Consider the following 18,929-nt stretch of genomic DNA (forward strand, 5'->3'; position numbering starts at 1 on the left):
GTATGCCATTCGGCAGAGGTGGGCGCCGCTGGAGCTCGCGTTCAGGCTCTCGACGTGTAGTGAGCGTCGAATCCGATGTCGGTAACCCTTTCACCTGGACCGACGTGGATGCTTTCCCCCTCGCATCCGCTTTCTCGCCAAATGTTGTGTGCGAACACTGTGTTGTTGATCACCGATCTGGCGGCGAATGAGCTACCGAGGCAAAGGTGAAGGGGAACTGACCGATTAACGTCCAAGGCTCCGTTGAAGTCGGTGTCGTCGTAGAAGCACAGCCTGGACTGCGGGCATGCTGCGGCGGTACGCGGCTTTGATTCTGCGGCAACTGGGCCGGCGTGTACCCGCTGGGATTGTGGGTGAGGCGAGGAGACCGCCGAAGCGGACGAAGCGATGCAGAGCCCGCCGAGCATGGTGACGACGGGCAGGAGCACCGACATCGTGGATCTGCGCATCTTGCTCTCCAATGCAGTCCCGGGGGTCATCCGCCGAACTGGCAGTGATCCACCCTGTCTGCCTCCACAGTCACCCGAGCAGCGGGCACGACGTCATCCCCAAACCTCGGGGGTGCCGCGGAAGACCCCAACCGCAGTTCAGCGGCGGTCTCGGCGCATTTCGTGGCGTTGCCGCAGATAGAGGCCGACCAGCAGCCCCACTCCAACCCCCACCACGGCCACCGTCAAGCCGTAGATCCCCCAATACCGCCCGGCGAACATCGACACCCGCACATCCACCTCACGGGCGTTCACCCCGAAGAAGGTGAGCACCAAGGTCACCGGTATCGCCACCGTCGACACGAACCCGACCGCCACCGTCCACCGCAGCCGCCGGTCCTCGTCCGCCCGCCGCTCCAGGCTCTCGATCGAGGTCAGCTCGGCTCTGATCGCCCGGGCGAGCCGTTCGAGCATGCGCGCCACGTTCTCCGCCTTGCCCACCAGCCCCATCGTCGCGTACAGGGCGTCGTGGTAGCCCGCCACCCGCAACGACGGCACCATCATCCCAAGGTCCGCCGTCGCCTCGACGCTGTAGCTGAGGTCCAGCTCCAGGTCGCCGAGCTGGTCGGTCAGTGACTCCAGGCTCCGGCGCCGCTCCCGCGTGTCCTGCCAGCCCCGGTCGCGGCCCCGGAACGCCTCGACCGCCTGGTAGGCCACCGACCGGATCTCGCGCAGCCGCGCCGCGCTCGCCACGCCCTGCACGGCGGAGAGGAAGATGCCGTCCTCCACGTACTTCGGCTGACCGCAGAGCACGCTGACGTACGGGCCCACGGCGGCGGTCGTCTCCGGGCGCCTGTTCAGCTCGCTCGGGTACGTGATCGTGCTGAACTCTTCGCGCTCCGGGAGATCGCCACGGTAGATCACCCGCTTGACCAGGTCGTCGGACGTCTCGGGCGGGAGCTGGGAGCTGAAGGCGAGCTGGTGGCGTTCGGGGAAGAACCCGCCGGTGCCGCCCGCCAACTCCGCGGCCACCTCCTCCAGCGAGCGGCCGTCGATCTTCAGGTCGGCGTAGAAGCAGTCCTCCAGCAGATCCACCGTGTCGGCCAGCTCGTCGTCGACGTCCAGGCTCAGCACGGCCACGATCTGCGTGGACGGCACCGCGAACAGCCACAACCGGGCACTCGCGAGCGGCCGGTCCCAGCTCTCGAATTCGATCTTGTGATGCTCGAGAGCCAGCTTGTGCAGGACCTGAGGGGTCGCCGAGCCGGTGAAGTAGGTTTCCGGCCGCCCGAGCCGTGGCCGCTCGCCCGCCGACGCCACCTCCGCGCCGTCCGTCACGTGCCAGGGTGTGGCGAAGATATTGGTGAGTCGTACGCCCTGCTCTGGACGGATGCCGAACATCGTCACGATCTCGAGGGTATCGCGGGGTCGGCTCCGGGGATCCGCACGGTCACCACGAGGCCGCCGCCGTCACGTCATGGAGACGCCGGGCGGCCTTTCGCGGCGCGCGAGGCTCACCGTGGCGGCCAGGTCGGCGACCGGCGTGTCGAGGATCGTCCGGCGTCCGGCGCCGATGAGGAGCCGTTGAAGGCCGTCCGCGACGACCTGGTCGGGAAGACGCGGGTCGAGGTGGAGGAAGGTGACCGAGGTCATCAGGCCGATGGCGAGCTGGGCGAGGACGTGAGCCTCGGCGCGGGAGAGCTCGGGGCGCACCCGCACGACCGTGTCCGTCCACATCCAGATGTAATCCTGATGCCCCCCGCCGACGCGCTCGCGAACATCGTCGGACACGTTGCGGCGCTCCTCCAGCCAGATCATGGACAAGCCTGGACGCAGGACGCACAATGCCGCGTAGCTCTTGAGCAGATATTCCAGGGCGGAGTCTGGAGGCAGAGCGGCGGCTTCGGCGGAGTCGTGCTCCATCTGCTGGAAGGAGACGTCGAGGACGGCGGTCAGCAGGTCCTCCTTGTTGGCGAAATGCCGGTACACCGCCGGGCCGCTGATCCCCGCCGCCGCCCCCACGTCGGTCGTGGAGGTGTTCCGGTAGCCGAATTTGTGAAACAGGTCCAGCGCCGCGTCGATGAGCATCTCCCTGCGCGGCGTCCGTCCCGGCGGACGCCCTCCGCGACGCGTCTTCCCCTGCTCAGCCATGGACGCGACGTTACCAATCAGCCACCTGGATCCGAGATCCGCTCCTGACCGGCTACACGAGCGGGCCGGGGTTCTTGCGATACTCACGGATGCCCTCCGCCGCGCGGTAGGCGAGCGCGCCGACCGTCCCGTGCTGATCGCCCGCTTCCACTCATGGCCCCACGTCGGCGTGCCGGGCGGCGCGAGGACCCCGGTGATGGGGAGCGCCGGGTTGCTGCCGACCTTCACCAGGCCGCCACCGATGAAGCCCAGACCAGCGTGGTCGAAGTTGTCGCCGTTGAGGTCGTCGATGGCGACCGCGTTCCCGCAGGCGGTCATGTACGGCTTGAAGTCCTTGTTCTTGAAGTGGGCCAGAGCGCCGGCCCCGTCGGACTGGTAGCAGTAGTTCTTGCCGATGACCCCCTTGCCGGTGGCGGGATCGTAGGGCGTGCCCATCTTGGACAGCAGCAGCCGGCAGTTGTTCAGCGTGAACGCGGTGAGCAGGACGATGTCGGCGGGCTGCTCGCGCACGGTCCCGGTCGCGTCGTGGTAGCGCACGCCCGTGGCTCGCTTGCCGTCGTGCAGGATCTCGATCACGGTGGCGTTCGTGCGCAGCTCCAGCCGGCCGGTCTTCCGCGCTTCGGGGATGACGGTCACGGTCGGATCGCTCTTGGCGCCGATCTCGCAGCCGAAGTGCCCGGTGAAGCCGCAGTAGGTACAGGACGGGCGGGAGATGCCCGCCGGGTTGGTGTACGGCCGGGACAGCGCACCCGCGGGCCCGGGGAAGGGCTGGTATCCCAGCTCGGCCGCCGCCTTGCGGAACAGGGACCCGGCGTAGGACTCCAGTTGCGGGGGAAGGATGTTGCGGTTGCCGCCGTGCACGGGGTCGCAGAACAGACCCTCGGTGACGTTCTTCAGGAACATGGCGAAGAACGCCGCGGAGGTGAACCCGTGCTCTCCGCTCGCCAGCCCGAGATCGACCTCGCCCTTCTCCATCGCGGCCAGCACCTTGTCCTGCTGCTCGGCGAGCAGTTCGGTGAACGCCTTGCCCTTGAAGTTCGCGCGGCAGTATGTGTCGATCCGCGGCAGCGCCCGTTTGTACACCTCACGCGGCGTGAGCGGGAGCTGGTAGCCGTGTCCGCCGTGATCCGGCTCGTGGAAGGGCCCCCACAGGTACAGCCGGTCGCCGTTGCCCCAACCACCGGCCAGCCGGCCGTCGATGTAGTGGGTCACACCGGCCTCACGCGCGCCGGGCCCCTGTTCGTCGGCGGGAAAGACGCGTTCCGCCATGGCCGTCACGGTGGCCGCCTCGGCGTCTGTGAACGCCCGCAGCGGAGGAATCGGAGTGACCGGCACCTCTCGTATCCGGGGCTCCTCGCCCGTCGCCAGTGTGATTCCGACGCCGATGGCGCCACCGGCGGCCAGTCCCCCGGCGCCGGTCAGCAGGTTGCGGCGCGATGGCCCCCGCCGTTCGTCCGTGGGGCGATCCTCATTGATCATGAAATTATGTTATTTCGGATTAACTTATTTGGCAAGCGCGTCAACCCGGACCCCGTCAGGTGATGTCCTTTCGGAGCGGTGCCGCGATGGCCGCCAGTGCGGCGAGCAGGGCGTAGCTCAGGAGTACGGCGGCGCCCAGCGGCGCGGACAGCAAGGTTGCGGTGGTCGTTCCGGTCTGACTGGCCACGGCGTCGGCCATGTAGGTGAACCCGGTCAGCGCCGCCGTGGCCCCGCCGGGCAGGTAGGGATACAGCTGGTTGATGCCGGGAATGACCAGCAGCGCGGTCTCGAGGGCGTAGAAGTACCCGCCGAGAACCGCCAGCGCGGCCACCTGGTTGCGCAGCAGCGCCCCGACCGCCACGCCCAGCAGCGTGTACACGGTCATCGTCACCGCGATCCTGGACAGCAACCCCAGCACCACGGCCGTGGGCAGGCCGAGCGCGATGCCCTTCACCGCGGCGGCCGCGAAGAGCATGGATCCGGCCACGACGGCGTTGGCCAGCCCGTAGGCGAGCCCCGCGGCCGTGTACGCCACCAGTTTGGCGACCAGGACGGTCCACCGCCTCGGCGCGAACAGCATGGTGGTGGTGATCGTCTGGTGGCGGTATTCGGCGGCCACCGCCGTCGTGCCGAGCAGGGCGGGCACGAACGCGAAGAAGCCGAGCAGCCCGAGCACCATCCGCGTGCCCGTCGCCGTCTCCAGGCCGGGCAGCGGAGGGTCGAAGTTCTCCGGGCCGACCAGGGCGAGCAGGCCGATGACACCGCCACTGCCGATCGCGGCGAGCAGCCCCCACAGCCAGAGCCGGCCGGCGGCCAGCCGACGCCATTCCGCGAATACCAGCCCGGTCATCGAGCGCCTCCGGTCATGTCGCGTCGGGTGTTCCGGTCACGCGTCATGAGCGCCTCCGGTCATGTCGCGTCGGGTGTTCCGGTCACGCGTCATCGAGTGCCTCCGGTGAGGTGGAGGAAGCTCTGTTCGAGCGTGGGCCTTTCGGGGGTGATCTCGTGCAGCGCGATGCCGTGCGCCGCCGCGTCCGCGGCGATCTGGACGGCGGTCAGGCCAAGGATCCGCAGCGTGTCAGGCCGTGGGGTCCGCACCTGGACCGCGTCCCCATGGCCGGCGAGCAACGCGGTACGCAGAAGTACGGCCTGCGGCGAGCGGACCAGCACGGCGGGCTCGCCGTACAGGTCGGCCAGCGCGCCCGCGGTGACCAGCCGGCCGTCGCGGATGACCACGACACGCTCGGCCATCTGATCCACCTCACTGAGAACATGGCTGGAGACCAGGATCGCGCGGCCTTCCGCGGCCAGATCGTGCAGGAAACGGCGCAGCCAGGCGATCCCCTCGGGGTCCAGGCCGTTACTCGGTTCGTCCAACAGCAACACGTGCGGGTCGCCGAGCAACGCGGTCGCCAGGCGCAGACGCTGGCGCATCCCGGTGGACAGAGCGCGCGTCCTGCGCCCGGCGAACGGCGACACCCCGGTCAGGTCCATGACCTCACGCACCCGGGAGTGGCCGTGGCCGCCCATGCGGGCGTACACCCGCAGGTGGTCATGTGCGGTATGGCCGGGGTGGAAACCGCAGGTGTCCAGTGCGGCGCCGACGACCGAGGAGGGACGGGGCAGGTCCGCGTAGCGCAGACCGCCGATGGTGGCGCGGCCCGAGGTGGGTGTGACCAGGCCGAGCACCATCCGCATGGTGGTGGTCTTGCCCGCGCCGTTCGGGCCGAGGAAGGCGGTCACCGCGCCCGCCGGCACCTCGAAGCTGAGCTCGCTGACCGCGGCCACCGGGCCGAAGGTCTTGCTCAGACCGTGCGCCTCGATCATGCCGGGACGCCCAGGATCCGCTGCCGGAGCTGTTCGGCGGCCGGGACGCTGAGGATCAACTCGTCGACGCCCTCGATCCGCCTGCCCAGCGTGATCCGCAGTCCCGGGAGGTCACGCCGGGCGCAGACCAGCCGTTTCACCCCGCCCAACTCCCTCCATGTGCCGACTTTGGCGAATCCGGTGACGAGCAGGCCCGAGTGCGTTCCCCTGGCCGCGGCCAGCGGGTCCGTCACGAGCTGGACGTCTTGGATCGCCTCCAGCGGGACCCGCGTCCGCGCGCGCCGCACGAACAGCCGCGTCCACGGCGCATGCCACACGCTGAGCGTCCCCTGCCCGACTTCCACGTGAATCACGTCGACCTCCGTCACTGCCGTCGAGTTCTATCTGTTCTATAAGTTGTACATCAGATAGGCTGCAGATGTGAACCTGACCTTGGATCTCGACAGCGAGGTCCCGATCTATCAGCAGATCAGGGACCGGATCGTGGAGGCGATCGCCTGCGGCGAGGCCGTGGAAGGCGACCCCCTGCCCTCCACGCGTCAGCTCGCCGCCGACTTCGGGATCAACTTCCACACCGTGAACAAGGCCTACGACCTGCTCCGGGCGCAGGGCGTCATCCGCGTCAACCGCAAGAGCGGCGCGGTCATCCGGCGCGACCCCGCGTCAGGGCCGCCGGAGCCGGGATTCAGCCCTGACTGGGAGAACCGCATGCGGGTGCTGCTCGCCGAAGCCACCGTGCACGGCATCGACCGCGACGAGACCGTACGCAGATGCGCGGCAATACTGTCGGGCTTCACCGCGCGAGAAAGGACAACCCCATGACATTGACCGCTGCCGCCGGCCCGGCCGCCATCGTCCTGGTGACCTGCCTGGCGCTGGCCATGCCCGCGCTCGCCAAGCCGACCCTGCCGTTCGGCGTGCGCGTACCCCACCCGCGCACCGCCGACCCAGCCGTGATCGCCCAGCGGCGCGTCTACGCCAGGCTGACACTCGCCGCGGGCGCCGCGGCCCTGTCCGTCCTGTTCCTCGCCGGCGCGAGCCGCGAGGCCGTCATCGCCACCGTCACGACGGCCCTCGCCATGACGGACCTGCTGCTGTACTACCGATCCCACCGCAAGGTACGCGCCGCCAAGCTGACCGGCGGCTGGCAGCGGGAGCAGCGCCACGGTGTCACCGTCGACACCACCTTCCGCACCGACCCGGTACGCCTGCCACGCCTCTGGACTCTCCCCGCTGTGGCGATCACCCTGGTGACCGCGGGCCTGGGCTGGTGGCGGTACGACGCGCTGCCCGCGACCCTGCCGAGCTTCCGCGGCGTCGGCATCGACCCCACCCGGCCCGAACCGCTCACTCCGCTGAGCGCGTTCGAGCCGGTGATCCTCCAGGTCGCGATCATCCTGCTGTTCTCCGCCATGACGCTGCTACTGCTCCGTGCCCGCCCCGACCTCGACGCCGCCCGCCCGGCAGGGTCGGCCCGCAGATACCGCCTCTACCTGCGCGGCACAGCCCGCCTGTCACTGCTCGGCGCCGCCTGCGTGAACCTCACCCTGCTGATCGCCGCTCTACAGCTCTGGCAGATCGCCGCGCCCACCATCGTCTGGGGCGCGGCCGCCTACCTCGCCCTCGCCGGCCCCCTCATCGGCTCACTCATCTGGGAAATACGCGCCGGCCAGGCCGGACACCGCTTGCCCGCCCTGCCGGGAGAAGACGATGAGGACTCAGGAGTCGCACAACGCGACGACGACAAGCACTGGTTCCTGGCCGGCACGGTCTACGTCAATCGCCGCGACCCCGCCGTGGTGCTCCACGCCCGGCTCAGCCAAACCTGGACGCTCAACCTCGGACACCCCGTTGTGTGGGCGCTCGTCACCGTTCTGGCCGTCGCCGGACTGCTGGCCGCCTTCGGCGTCATCGACCTGCCCAGACGATCGTAGGGTGGGCGCGTCGTGCGGAACCACGACAGCCGCGCGAAAGGGTCACGACAGAGGCCGCTTGTTATCCTCAACGAGCCACGAACCCCCGTCTCTCCAGGAGTAGCACCATGGACGTGTTGCGGGTTGTCTCGCTGATGGCCGCCACGATGACGATGGGGCTGGTGGCCGGTGTCTTCGGCCTTTACGCGCACACCGTCATGCCCGGCCTGGCCAAGACCGACGACCGCACCTTCATCGGCGCGTTCCAGGCCATGGACCGGGCCATCATCAACCCGTGGTTCATGGGCGGCGGCTTCGTGGGCGCCCTGACCTTCACCATCCTCGCCACGGCCACCCACATCGGGCGGCCCGAGCTGCCGTGGGTCGCGGTCGCGCTCGTTCTCTACATCGTCACGTTCGTCATCACGATCGCGATCAACGTGCCGCTCAACGACGCGCTCAAGGCGGCCGGCGACCCTGACTCCATCGCCGACCTCGCCGCGGTCCGCGCGCGCTTCGACGAGGCCCGGTGGGTGGGCTGGAACCTCGTCCGCGTCCTCGGCTCCACGACCGCCTTCGGCCTGCTGGCCTGGGCGCTCGTCGTGCACGGCAAGTCGAGCTGATCAAAGCGGAATCCGCCCTGAGCGGCGGTGCCCGAGAGTAATCTTCCGGCAACAGCCAGTTGCCAGGAGGCCCCCACCGTGTACTCCTCCCCCGCCCGGCAGCCGTTGACCGACGAGTCGATCGATCGGCTTCTCGAGGGCGTGGCCGAGATCGCCGAGCATGCCGTGACCGACCACGCCACCGCGGAAAAGCACTACCGCGACTCCTACAGCCTCGCCGAACGGGTGCGCCAGCAAGACTCCTCATCCGGCCGGGTGGTCGGCGGGACGAGGCTCGAACCGCTGGTGTCGCTCATCGTCCAACGGGTGCTCCTCGCCGAGAGCATGGTCGACGAGCACGAGGAGGCCGCCCAGAAGTTCATCGCCTGGTGGGTCGACCTCGCGGTCTGCGCGGTGATGGCGCTGCTCACCGGCGTTCCGCTGACCCGCGGACGCGCGGCGGCCGGCGATCCGAGCTCGTGCATGTGCCCGGCCGAACTCGCCTGCCTGCCCCCCATACCCGAAGACGACCGCCGACTGGCCGAGCTCGCCGGCAGCATGGATCAGTGCTGGACGCCGGAGGGCATCCCGGTCGGCGGCAAGGCGTTCGCGGCGGAGCTCGGACTGATCCTCCAGCGTGACCCCGAGGGACATCCGATGCTCGTCGAGGACGGGACTCCGGAGGGGCGACGGCAGCGCCTGTGGGGCGAGATGTGGCGCAAGCACCGGATGCCGCTCCTGCCGGAGACCGACGACCTCGTCCAGGCCCTGACCGCGGCCGGTGTCGCTCCGCCCATGGTGGACAACGTCCGCTTCGCCTCCGGGGCCGTGGAGATCGCCGTCGCGGCCAAGGAACGCGCCTGGGAGCTGTCCGATGAATGGGACGGTGCGCAATCGCCAGAAGAGAGCGACCTCGTCGACTCCCTGTGGAAGCAGGCGGATGAGCTGCCCCATCTGCTCGCCGCCTACGCCCGCGTCCTGACCGCGCTCCTGCCCACGCTCCGCGCGCTCGGAAACGCGCCCGAAGAGCGCCACGACTGACCGAAGAAGGGGCGAGTGTCTGGAGAAGGGGCGGGCGAGTGCTACGTGTACGGGCGAGTGCTACGTGGGAAGGACTGCGGCCAGCTCCGGGATGCGGGCCCGGTAGCCGTCGAGCAGCTTGCGCGCCGTACCGACCGAGTCGACCAGGGGGTGCAGGGAGAACGCCTCGACGGCCAGACTGGACGAGCCCGACAGGGCGGCCTCGATGGTCGTCTGCTCGACCGCCTTCACCTGCTGTACGAGTCCGAGGAAGCGGCCGGGCAGCGGGCGAGTGGCCAGGGGCCGGACTCCGGAGCCGTCGACCGCGCAGGGGATCTCGACGACCGCCTCCTCGGGCAGACCGGCCACCGCCCCGCCGTTGCGGACGTTGAGGATCATGGTGGAGGGCTCGCCACGCGCGATGGCGCCCACCAGGGCGAGCGCGATGCCTTCGTAGCCGCCCGCTTCCAGGTCGACGGCGTCGCGCTCACCGGCGTCGGTGATCTCCCGCGTATCCGCCATGTACGACTCGTCGCGCTCCTTGCGTGTCCTGCCCCACTCGGCGAGGGCCTGCTCAGGACGTGCGCGTACGGCCTCGTAGAACCGATCCTGCTGCCCGAGCAGAGACTCGCCACGGGTCTGCCCGGACATGGCCGCGACGGACTCGCGGGTGAAGTAGTAGTAGTACAGATACTCGTTGGGCAGCGCACCCAAGGTCCGCACCCAGTCGCCGCCGAAGATCCGGGCCTCCTCGACCCGCCCCAGCGCCGCGTCGTCGGCGAGCAGCTCTGGCAGCACGTCACGGCCCTGGTAGGTGAGCCCGCGCAGCCAGCCGAGGTGGTTCAGCCCCACGTAGTCGGGCGACACGCGGGACGGGTCGAGCCCGAGGGCGGCGGCGGCCCGGCGGACCAGCCCGATGGGCGAGTCGCAGATGCCGATCACGCGGTCGCCGAGCACGCTCCGCATGGCCTCGGTGATCATGCCCGCCGGGTTGGTGAAGTTGATCACCCACGCCTGGGGCGCGAGGGCGGCCACCCGTTCGGCCACCCGTACGGCGACCGGAATCGTGCGCAGGCCGTAGGCGATGCCACCGGGCCCGGTCGTCTCCTGACCGAGCAGGCCCAGCTCCAGCGCCACCCGCTCATCCGCGGTTCGGCCCGCCAGCCCGCCGACGCGCATCGCCGAGAAGACGAAGGTGGAATCGCGCAGCGCGGTGTCCAGGTCCGTGGTGGTCAGCACCTCGGGCGGGTCGTCGTGCCCGGCGGCGAGCTGCTGGAGCACGTGCCGGATGGCCGCCAGCCGATCCGCCGACACGTCGTACAGCATCACCTGCTCCACGCGCGGCTTCGCAGTGTCGCGCAACAGCGCGCCGTAGACCAGCGGGACCCGGAAGCCGCCGCCACCGAGAACGGTCAGTCTCATCGAAACCCCTTCATCGCCACCGCTCGAATCGCGACCGCTGTCACACGACCTGCACTTCGGCACCCGCGGCCGCGCACTTGCGCAGCGTCGTCTCGTCGGCGCCCGAGTTCGTGACCAGCACGTCGATGTCCTCCGGACCGCACACCCGCAGCGCGCCCGTGCCGGGGAACTTGTGCCGGTCCACGAGTAACACCACCTGCCCCGCCGCCGCGATCATGGCGCGCTTCAGCGGCACCTCGGCGAGCGTGGTGTCGACGAGTTGGCCGTCCGGCCGTACGCCGCTCACGCCCAGGAACACCCGGTCGGCGCACACCTGGCGCAGCGCCTCCTCGGTCAGCACGCCGACCAGCGAGTGGTACGGCCGGCGGACCATGCCGCCGAGCAGCAGCAGCTCGACCGCCGGGTCGGCGCGGAGGACGTCGAGGACGGCGAGGCTGGAGGTGACCACGGTGACGCGGCGGCCACGCAGCCGGCGGGCCAGCCGCATGGTCGTCGTCCCGATGTCGAGCAGGACCACGTCGCCGTCGCGGACGAGCTGCGCGGCGCGGCCGGCCACCGCCTCCTTGTCCTGCTCGTCGACCACCGCCACCTCGGCGAAGGGCCGGTCGGCGTCGGCGTCGACCTCGGCGAGAGCGCCGCCGCGCACGCGCCTCAGCGTGCCGTCGCGGTCGAGCACCTCAAGGTCGCGGCGGATGGTCGACGGGCTCACGCCGAGCTGGCTGGCCAGATCGCTCACGCTCGTGGCGCCTGAGAGGCGGACCCGGCGCATGATCTCGGCATGCCTGAGGCGCTGAAGCACGCGGGAATCGTATCAGTCATATTCGCGCATGAGCGAGCATCTTTGACCAAAAGCTCGCGGCAAACACTTGAAGTGCGCGAGCAAACATGCAAGATTGCGCACATCTCGCTCTGCCGAGGAGGACTTGTTCTGTGTCTGCCCAGGCGTATGACCCTCTAGCCGATCAGCGAACCCCGGAGGGGCCACAGTTCGACGTCTTCTTAGCGGGCACGGTCTTCCTCGACATCGTGTTCACCGGGCTGCCCGCGATGCCCGCGGCCGGCACGGAGATCTGGGCCGACGGCATGGGCTCGTGTCCGGGCGGCATCGCCAACCTGGCCATCGCGACCAGCCGGCTGGGCCTGCGCACCTCGCTGGCCGCCGCGTTCGGGGACGACGACTACGCCGACTTCTGCTGGCGTACGCTCGCGGAGCAGGAGTCGGTCGACCTGTCCAGGTCCCGGCGCTTCGAGAACTGGCACTCGCCGGTGACGGTCTCCATGGCCGTCGACCGCGACCGCAGCATGGTCACCCACGGCCACTCCGCTCCGCTGGCCGCCTCGGAAATGATCGGCGCCCCGCCCCGCTCCAGGGCGGCGATCGTGACGCTGTCGGCCGAGGAGCCGCTCGGCATGCCCGGCAAGTGCAACTGGGCCGAGAAGGCGCAGCTCGACGGCGCCCTCATCTTCGCCGACGTGGGCTGGGATCCGTCCGGCGCCTGGCCGGCCGCCCTGCTGGAGCAGCTCTCGGTCTGTCACGCGTTCATGCCCAACGCGGTCGAGGCCATGGCCTACACCCACACCGACAGCCCGCGTGACGCCCTGTACGCGATCGCCGACCGGGTCCCCCTCGCCGTGGTCACCGACGGGGCGAACGGCGCCATGGCCATCGACTCCCTGACGGGCGAGGAGGCGTTCGTCCCGGCTCCGCGGGTGACCGCGCTGGACCCGACAGGCGCGGGAGACGTCTTCGGCGCGGGCCTCGTGCTCGGCACCCTGTGCCGCTGGCCGCTGGCCGATCGGCTGGCGTTCGCCGGGGTCTGCGCGGCGCTGGCCGTACAGCAGTTCGGCGGCTCGCTGGCCGCGCCCGGCTGGGGGGACATCGCCGACTGGTGGCATGAGGTACGGGCGGCGGCCGGCCACAGCGGCGCCTATGGCGACTCGCTGGCCCGCCGCTACGGCTTCCTCGACAAGCTGGTGCCCACCGACCCGGTGGGCGCCGTGCGCCGGGCGGCCGCCACCATCGCCCGGCAGGCCGACGTGGGAATGGCGCCGCGGACGCCGGGTAAGCCACCGGCCAGGACCGCCGCCGAGGCGTCCGGCGGGCCTGAGGGCGCCACGGCCGACGGTCCACCCGACGAGCCCGAGGGTCCGAGCACGTCCCGCGTGCCTGCGCAAAAGGAGTAACGCCATGATCCCCCCGACGCCTCGCACGCGTGCCGTACTCGCCGCCACCGCCGTGGCTCTCGCCGCGAGCGCGTGCGCGCCCGGCTCCTCGGCTCCACCACCGGCGGCCTCGTCGGCACCGCCCAGCGCGGTGCGCACCGACGCCGCGGCCCTCGGGAACGTGACGCTCACCATCTGGGACCAGGAGGTACGCGGGGGGCAGGCGGCCCAGATGAAGCAGCTCAACGCCGCGTTCGAGGCGAAATACCCCAACATCAAGCTCAAGCGGGTCTCCCGCTCCTTCGACGACCTCAACACCACCCTGCGCCTGGCGCTGAGCGGCAACGAACCGCCGGACGTGGTGGAGGCCAACAACGGCCGGTCCTCGATGGGCGCGTTCGTGAAGGCCGGCCAGCTCCGTCCGCTGAACGCCTACGCCGAGGCGTACGGCTGGAAGAAGCGCTATCCGGACTCCGTCCTGCGCTATTCGAGCTACAGCGCCGACGGCAAGGTGTTCGGTGAGGGCAACCTGTACGGCCTGCCGCAGGTCGGCGAGGTCGTCGGCATCTTCTACAACGCCGCCAAGCTGACCAGCCTGGGCCTGCAGCCGCCCAAGACCTGGGACGAGTTCCAGGCCGCGCTGGCCAAGGCCAAGGGCGCCGGCGAGGTGCCCATGCAGCTGGGCAACCTCGACAAGTGGCCGGCCATCCACGTGTTCGGCACCGTGCAGGGCCGTAACGTTCCGGCCGCCCAGATCAGCACGCTGGCCTTCGGCCGCAAGGGCGCCTCCTGGAACACCCCCGAGAACACCAAGGCCGCCCAGCAGCTCGTCGACTGGGTGGATAAGGGCTACTTCAACAAGGGCTTCAACGGCCAGGGCTACGACCCGGCGTGGCAGGCGTTCAGCAAGGGGACGGGCGTCTTCCTGATCGGCGGCACCTGGCTGATGGCCGACATGGAGAAGGTCCTGGGCAAGAACCTCGGCTTCATCCTGCCGCCCGGCGCCACGCCCGACGCGCCGCCCGTCGCGACCGGCGGCACGGGCCTGCCGTTCGCCATCACCGCCAAGAGTCCCAACCCCGACGCGGCTGCCGCGTACATCGACTTCATCACCAACGCCGACGCCATGAAGGTGCTCACCACCACCGGCAACCTGCCGGTCGCCGACACGGACCAGCAGACCGTGCCGGCCGGCGCGCAGCAGGACGTCTTCAAGGCGTTCGGCACCGCGACCAAGAACGACGGCCTGGTGCCCTACCTCGACTACGCGACGCCGACCTTCGCCGACACGCTGGGCGCGGCGCTGCAGGACCTGCTGGCCAAGAAGGCGACGCCGCAGGAGTTCCTGGCCACGCTGGAGAAGGACTACAAGACCTTCGCGGAGAGCAACGGGTGAGCGTGGCCCGACCTCCCGGGGAGCCCAGGCGCGTCGCCTACTTCTACATACTTCCGGCATTCGTCATCTACGCGGCGTTCCTCCTTTATCCGATCGGCCGGGCGGTGCAGCTGTCCCTGTACAACTGGGACGGGCTGTCGGTCGGCACGTGGGCGGGGCTGTCCAACTACGCGGCGATCGTCGCGGACGAAGGGCTGCGCGACGCCTTCGTCCACGCCCTGGTCCTCGTCGGGTTCTACGCCCTGGCGCCGCTGGCCATCGGGCTGATGCTGGCCGCGATACTCAACCACGCCAAGGTGCGCGGGCTCGGGTTCTTCCGGACGGTGGTGTTCCTGCCGCAGGTGGTCGCCATGGTCGTGGTGGCCGTCGCCTGGCGGCGCGTGTACGCCCCGGACGGCACACTCAACGGCCTGCTCGGCGCGCTCGGGCTCGACTCACTCACCAGGGGCTGGCTCGGCGACTACACCTTCGCGCTGCCGGCGGTCGGCGTGGTCGGCACGTGGTTCGAGACCGGCCTGGTGACCGTGCTGCTGCTGGCCGGGATGAGCCGCATCCCTTCGGAGCTGTACGAGGCGGCGCGGCTCGACGGGGCCGGGGCGGTCAAGGAGTTCTTCGCGGTCACGCTGCCCTCGGTACGCGGGGAGATCGCGGTCGCGCTGACGCTGACCGTGATCGCCGCGCTGCGGACCTTCGACCTGGTCTACATCACCACGCGCGGCGGTCCCGGCAACTCGACGTCGGTGCCGTCGTACGAGGTCTACCACCGCGCCTTCGGGCTCAGCCAGATCGGCTCGGCGGCGGCGATCGGGGTCACCCTGACGGTCGTCATCTTCGCGATCTCGTTCATGATCAACCGCTTCGCGGACAGGGGGGCCTCGTGATCTCGCGCGGGGAGCGGCTGGCCAACTACGTCATTCTGTCGGCGTTCGCCGCGTTCGCGCTCTTCCCCATCCTGTCGATCCTGTTCGCCGCGCTCGGCCCCGACGACAGCGCCGACGCCACCGGGCAGGGGCTCAGCGTGGCGGGGCTGCACGTGGGCAACTTCTCGGCGGCGTGGGAGATCGGGCGGTTCGGCACCTACCTGCGTACCAGCCTGATGGTGTCGGCGTTCGTCGTGGTCGTCAGCGTCGTGCTGTCCATCATGAGCGGGTACGCCTTCGGCACCATGCGCTTTCGCGGCCAGTCGGTGCTGTTCTACCTGTTCATGCTCGGGATCATGATGCCGAGCGAGGCCATCGCGGTGCCGCTCTACTTCGACCTGCGTTCGCTCGGCCTCATCGACACCTTCTGGTCGGTGGCGCTGCCGCAGGTAGCGCTGTCGGTGGCGTTCGGCACGTTCTGGATGCGGGCCTACTTCCGTGCCAGCAGCCGAGCGATCGTCGAGGCGGCCCGCATCGACGGCGCCTCGACCTGGCGCATCCTGTGGCAGGTGCTGGTGCCCCCGGCCCGGCCCGCCGTCGTCACGCTGACCGTCCTGGTCTTCATGTGGACGTGGAACGAGTTCCTCATCCCGTTGATCATGGTGACCAGCGAGTCGCTGCGGACCGCGCCCCTGGGGCTGGCCTTCTTCCAGGGCCAGTACACCTCCGGCTTCACCCTCCTCGCCGCCGGATCGGTCATCGTCGCGACCCCGGTCGTGATCTTCTACCTGTTCCTCCAGCGTCACTTCGTCCGCGGACTGCTCCAGGGGGCGGTCCGCGAATAACCCCCCGGAGGTTCCCTTGAAGAGGTCGCTCTACGCGCTGGTAGCGGTGGCCGCCGCGCTGGCTTTCGTACCGGCGGCGCCCGCGCTGGCCGAACATGCTCCCGCTCCCCCGATTGACCTCGACGCGCTGTTCGTCGGCGCCCATCCCGACGACGAGGCGTTCAGTCTTTCCACGCTCGGCCAGTGGAACGAGGACCACCGGGTCCGCGCCGGCGTCGTCACCGTCACCCGAGGTGAGGGCGGCGGCAACGCCGTCGGGCCGGAGGAAGGCCCGGCGCTCGGCCTGCTGCGGGAGGCCGAGGAGCGGACCGCGGTCGGCAAGGCCGGTGTGCGGGAGGTGTTCAACCTCGACGACGTCGACTTCTACTACACGGTCAGCGCCCCGCTCACCGACCAGATCTGGGGGGACGACACCCTGGAGAAGGTCGTACGGGTCGTCCGCCAGACCCGGCCCGAGGTCATGCTGACCATGGACCCGGCCCCCTCCCCCGGCAACCACGGGAACCACCAGCAGGCCGCCCGGCTGGCCGTCGAGGCGTTCTACGCGGCGGCCGACCCGAAGGCGTTCCCCGAGCAGCTCACCCGTGAGGGGCTGCGGCCCTTCGCACCCGCCCGGCTGTTCCTCGGCGGCGGGCGCGGCACCTCCCAGGTCGGTCCGGCCTGCGCCGCGACGTTCCGCCCCACCAACCCGGCCCAGAACGTGTACGGCGTGTGGAGCGGACGCCCCTCCCAGAGCCAGGGCGGCAAGACCTGGGCCACCATCGAACGCGAGGCCCAGCGCTCGTACGCCTCCCAGGGCTGGGCCGTCTTCCCCGACGTGCCGTCCGACCCGGCCCAGCTGGGCTGCGACTTCTTCACCCAGGTGGACTCGCGGGTGCCCTTCCCCGAGCCGGGCAGCGCCGCGGCGACCGCGCCGACGGCGATCCTCGACGGCGCGCTGACCCGCGCGGCCGGCACCGTGCCACTCGGCACCCTGCTCGATCTGCGGCCCAGTACGTTCGACGTCCGCCCGCGCACGGCCTTCACCGTCAAGGTCACCGCGACCGCCCCGTCCGGCGAACCGCTCGGCCGATCGTCCGCCGCACTGCGCGCCCCCCAGGGCTGGCAGGTCAGCGGCTCCGGTGACCTCGGCAGCATCGCCCAGGGGCGTACGGGATCCGCGACGTTCACGGTGACGCCGCCCCAGGGCGCGAGCGCCGGTGACCGGGCTCGCCTCGCGGCCACGCTGACCACCGAGCGCGGACGCGGCTACACCGACCGGCAGGTCGAGGTCAGCCCGGCCGTACGAGGTGGGCAGCAACTGCTCCCCCAGGTCGCCCAGTACGAGAAGTGGACCGCCGAACTCGGCGTGCCGCAGCTGCGCGGCCTGGTCACGCCCGTGCTCACCCTCCCGTCCGGCGGCTCCCGCCAGGTGGGCGTCGTGGTCACCAACGTGAGCGGCACCACCCAGTCCGGCACGGTACGGCTGGACCTGCCCGCGGGCTTCACCACCGACCGCGCCGAAGCGCCCTACAGCGGCCTGGCGGCCGGGGCCTCGACGACGGTGCCGTTCACCGTCACCAACTCCGACCCCTCGCTCAAGACCTCGAACCAGGGCGGCGACTACACCTACACCATCACCACCACCAGCGCGGACGGCTCGTCGGTGAGCAAGCCCGCGCTCGAACTGGTCCCGGCGGCGGCCATCCAGCAGGCCACGGCGGCGCCGGCCGTCGACGGTGTGGAGGGCGACGGCGAATACGCCGGCCCCGCCCTCGACATCTCCCGCCTGTGGGAGGGCACCGCGTGCTCGTCGGCCGCGGACTGCTCCGGCACGGCCAAGGTGACCTGGCGGGACGACACGCTGTTCCTGATGGTCCACGTGAAGGACGACGTCGTCGGCACCCGCCTGCCCGTCTCCGACTGCAAGCGGCACTGGCGTACCGACTCGGTGGAGGTGACCCTCGACCCGCGCGGCACGTCGGAGAACACCTCCACGACGTTCAAGGCCGCGGTGCTGCCGGTGACGGCCGAGGGTCCGCCCTGCGCGCTGCGCGACGCCGACAACCACCAGGGACCCGCCACCGGCATGCGGGTGGCCTCGAAGGTCTCCGCCGGGGCGTATGACGTGGAGATGGCCATCCCGATGGGGACCCTGCCGGGAGCGGTCGATCCCGCGCATCTCGGGCTCAACATCCTGGTGTACGACTCCGACACCCAGGACAAGACCGGCCAGACCCGGATCGGCTGGTCGACCTGGGGTGGCGTCCAGGGTGACCCGTACCGGTGGGGCGTCGCGACGCTACCGGGCTACCAGCCGCCGGCCGACCGGCCGACCACCCCGCCCGACCCGGTGATCCCCGACACCGGCCTGTCCAGCCTGGACTCGCCGCAGTCGCTGGAGCAGGCGGTCCGCGTCCACCTCCCGCTCGCCGGCGGTCCCGCGGCGAAGGAGTCGGAGAGCGGCCGGGTGGTCTCCGCCACGAGCGGACGGAACGCCGTGAAGGTAACGCTGCGCGCCAACGCCGCCGGTAAGGCGCACCTGTTCGTCCGCGACGACCAGGGCACGGCGGGCAGCCGCGTCGTCACCGTCTCCGGTAAGGGCACCACGACCGTGACCGTACCCCTGACCCGTGCGACGGGCGGCCACCCGACAGTGGTGGCGGGATGGCAGGCAACGAGCGGCGGCACGCTGGCCTCCCAGGTCCGCGTGCGCTGACAGCGCCGGCGTCCGCATCGTCGAACCCTCGTCTCGACGATGCGGACGCCGGGCATCTGACCGATCCTGCGGGCTGCCGCCGTTAGACGTCGCCTTTAGATGCGGCCTCTAGATGCGGCCTCTAG

At 70.4% G+C, this 18,929-nt stretch carries 17 protein-coding genes; 9 read left to right on the forward strand and 8 right to left on the reverse strand.

Going from position 1 to position 18,929, the window contains the following annotated elements; all coding sequences use genetic code 11:
• Positions 1-41: 41 nt before the first annotated feature.
• The 6 genes from AB0L53_RS24020 to AB0L53_RS24045 all read right to left on the reverse strand — a co-directional run bounded on the left by AB0L53_RS24020 (position 42) and on the right by AB0L53_RS24045 (position 6,238).
• Positions 42-479, reverse strand: coding sequence for a peptidase inhibitor family I36 protein (locus AB0L53_RS24020; RefSeq protein ID WP_363997635.1), 438 nt, complete (start codon positions 477-479; stop codon positions 42-44).
• A 108-nt stretch (positions 480-587) separates the two neighbouring features.
• Positions 588-1,835, reverse strand: coding sequence for a hypothetical protein (locus tag AB0L53_RS24025; RefSeq protein ID WP_363997637.1), 1,248 nt, complete (start codon positions 1,833-1,835; stop codon positions 588-590).
• A 63-nt stretch (positions 1,836-1,898) separates the two neighbouring features.
• Positions 1,899-4,058: a gluconate 2-dehydrogenase subunit 3 family protein gene (locus AB0L53_RS24030; RefSeq protein ID WP_363997640.1), complete on the reverse strand. Its 2,160-nt coding sequence runs from the start codon at positions 4,056-4,058 to the stop codon at positions 1,899-1,901.
• A gap of 55 nt (positions 4,059-4,113) precedes the next feature.
• Entirely contained in the window at positions 4,114-4,908 is a 795-nt protein-coding gene (locus AB0L53_RS24035) for an ABC transporter permease (protein WP_363997643.1), read from the reverse strand.
• An 89-nt stretch (positions 4,909-4,997) separates the two neighbouring features.
• On the reverse strand, positions 4,998-5,885 hold the full coding sequence (locus AB0L53_RS24040) for an ATP-binding cassette domain-containing protein (RefSeq protein WP_363997646.1): 888 nt from the start codon (positions 5,883-5,885) through the stop codon (positions 4,998-5,000).
• Positions 5,882-6,238 (reverse strand): hypothetical protein, encoded by a 357-nt coding sequence (locus tag AB0L53_RS24045; protein WP_363997649.1) that lies wholly within the window; start codon positions 6,236-6,238, stop codon positions 5,882-5,884. Before AB0L53_RS24045 ends, AB0L53_RS24040 begins: the two co-directional genes overlap by 4 nt.
• Before the next feature lie 67 nt (positions 6,239-6,305).
• Between AB0L53_RS24045 and AB0L53_RS24050 the strand changes: the two genes are divergently transcribed.
• The 4 genes from AB0L53_RS24050 to AB0L53_RS24065 all read left to right on the forward strand — a co-directional run bounded on the left by AB0L53_RS24050 (position 6,306) and on the right by AB0L53_RS24065 (position 9,441).
• Positions 6,306-6,707: a GntR family transcriptional regulator gene (locus tag AB0L53_RS24050; RefSeq protein WP_363997652.1), complete on the forward strand. Its 402-nt coding sequence runs from the start codon at positions 6,306-6,308 to the stop codon at positions 6,705-6,707.
• Positions 6,704-7,819, forward strand: a complete 1,116-nt coding sequence (locus AB0L53_RS24055; protein ID WP_363997655.1) for a hypothetical protein — start codon at positions 6,704-6,706, stop codon at positions 7,817-7,819. The genes AB0L53_RS24050 and AB0L53_RS24055 overlap by 4 nt, the downstream gene beginning before the upstream one ends.
• Before the next feature lie 107 nt (positions 7,820-7,926).
• Positions 7,927-8,421, forward strand: a complete 495-nt coding sequence (locus tag AB0L53_RS24060; RefSeq protein WP_363997658.1) for an anthrone oxygenase family protein — start codon at positions 7,927-7,929, stop codon at positions 8,419-8,421.
• Between the two features lie 78 nt (positions 8,422-8,499).
• A complete protein-coding gene (locus AB0L53_RS24065; RefSeq protein ID WP_363997661.1) occupies positions 8,500-9,441 on the forward strand; it encodes a hypothetical protein in 942 nt (313 codons plus the stop codon).
• A 60-nt stretch (positions 9,442-9,501) separates the two neighbouring features.
• Here the strand turns inward: AB0L53_RS24065 and AB0L53_RS24070 are convergent, their stop codons facing one another.
• Both AB0L53_RS24070 and AB0L53_RS24075 read right to left on the reverse strand, forming a co-directional pair.
• The gene (locus AB0L53_RS24070; RefSeq protein ID WP_363997664.1) at positions 9,502-10,842 is read right to left on the reverse strand and encodes a 6-phospho-beta-glucosidase; all 1,341 of its coding nucleotides are present in this window, start codon (positions 10,840-10,842) and stop codon (positions 9,502-9,504) included.
• 40 nt (positions 10,843-10,882) lie between these two features.
• Complete coding sequence (locus tag AB0L53_RS24075) at positions 10,883-11,641, reverse strand: DeoR/GlpR family DNA-binding transcription regulator (protein ID WP_363997667.1); 759 nt, start codon at positions 11,639-11,641, stop codon at positions 10,883-10,885.
• A gap of 131 nt (positions 11,642-11,772) precedes the next feature.
• Between AB0L53_RS24075 and AB0L53_RS24080 the strand changes: the two genes are divergently transcribed.
• Genes AB0L53_RS24080 through AB0L53_RS24100 form a run of 5 tightly spaced genes read left to right on the forward strand, consistent with a single transcriptional unit; the run spans position 11,773 to position 18,804 of the window.
• Positions 11,773-13,026 (forward strand): PfkB family carbohydrate kinase, encoded by a 1,254-nt coding sequence (locus AB0L53_RS24080; RefSeq protein WP_363997670.1) that lies wholly within the window; start codon positions 11,773-11,775, stop codon positions 13,024-13,026.
• Positions 13,027-13,030: 4 nt separating this feature from the next.
• Positions 13,031-14,401 carry an extracellular solute-binding protein gene (locus AB0L53_RS24085; protein ID WP_363997673.1) on the forward strand — a complete coding sequence of 457 codons (1,371 nt, stop codon included), beginning with the start codon at positions 13,031-13,033 and terminating at the stop codon, positions 14,399-14,401.
• A 2-nt stretch (positions 14,402-14,403) separates the two neighbouring features.
• Positions 14,404-15,282 (forward strand): sugar ABC transporter permease, encoded by an 879-nt coding sequence (locus tag AB0L53_RS24090; RefSeq protein ID WP_363997675.1) that lies wholly within the window; start codon positions 14,404-14,406, stop codon positions 15,280-15,282.
• Positions 15,279-16,106, forward strand: a complete 828-nt coding sequence (locus tag AB0L53_RS24095) for a carbohydrate ABC transporter permease (protein ID WP_357941824.1) — start codon at positions 15,279-15,281, stop codon at positions 16,104-16,106. Before AB0L53_RS24090 ends, AB0L53_RS24095 begins: the two co-directional genes overlap by 4 nt.
• Positions 16,107-16,122: 16 nt before the next feature.
• Positions 16,123-18,804 (forward strand): sugar-binding protein, encoded by a 2,682-nt coding sequence (locus AB0L53_RS24100; RefSeq protein WP_363997679.1) that lies wholly within the window; start codon positions 16,123-16,125, stop codon positions 18,802-18,804.
• Positions 18,805-18,929 lie beyond the last annotated feature (125 nt).

Source organism: Nonomuraea sp. NPDC052129 (assembly GCF_040680095.1).
GTDB lineage: Bacteria > Actinomycetota > Actinomycetes > Streptosporangiales > Streptosporangiaceae > Nonomuraea.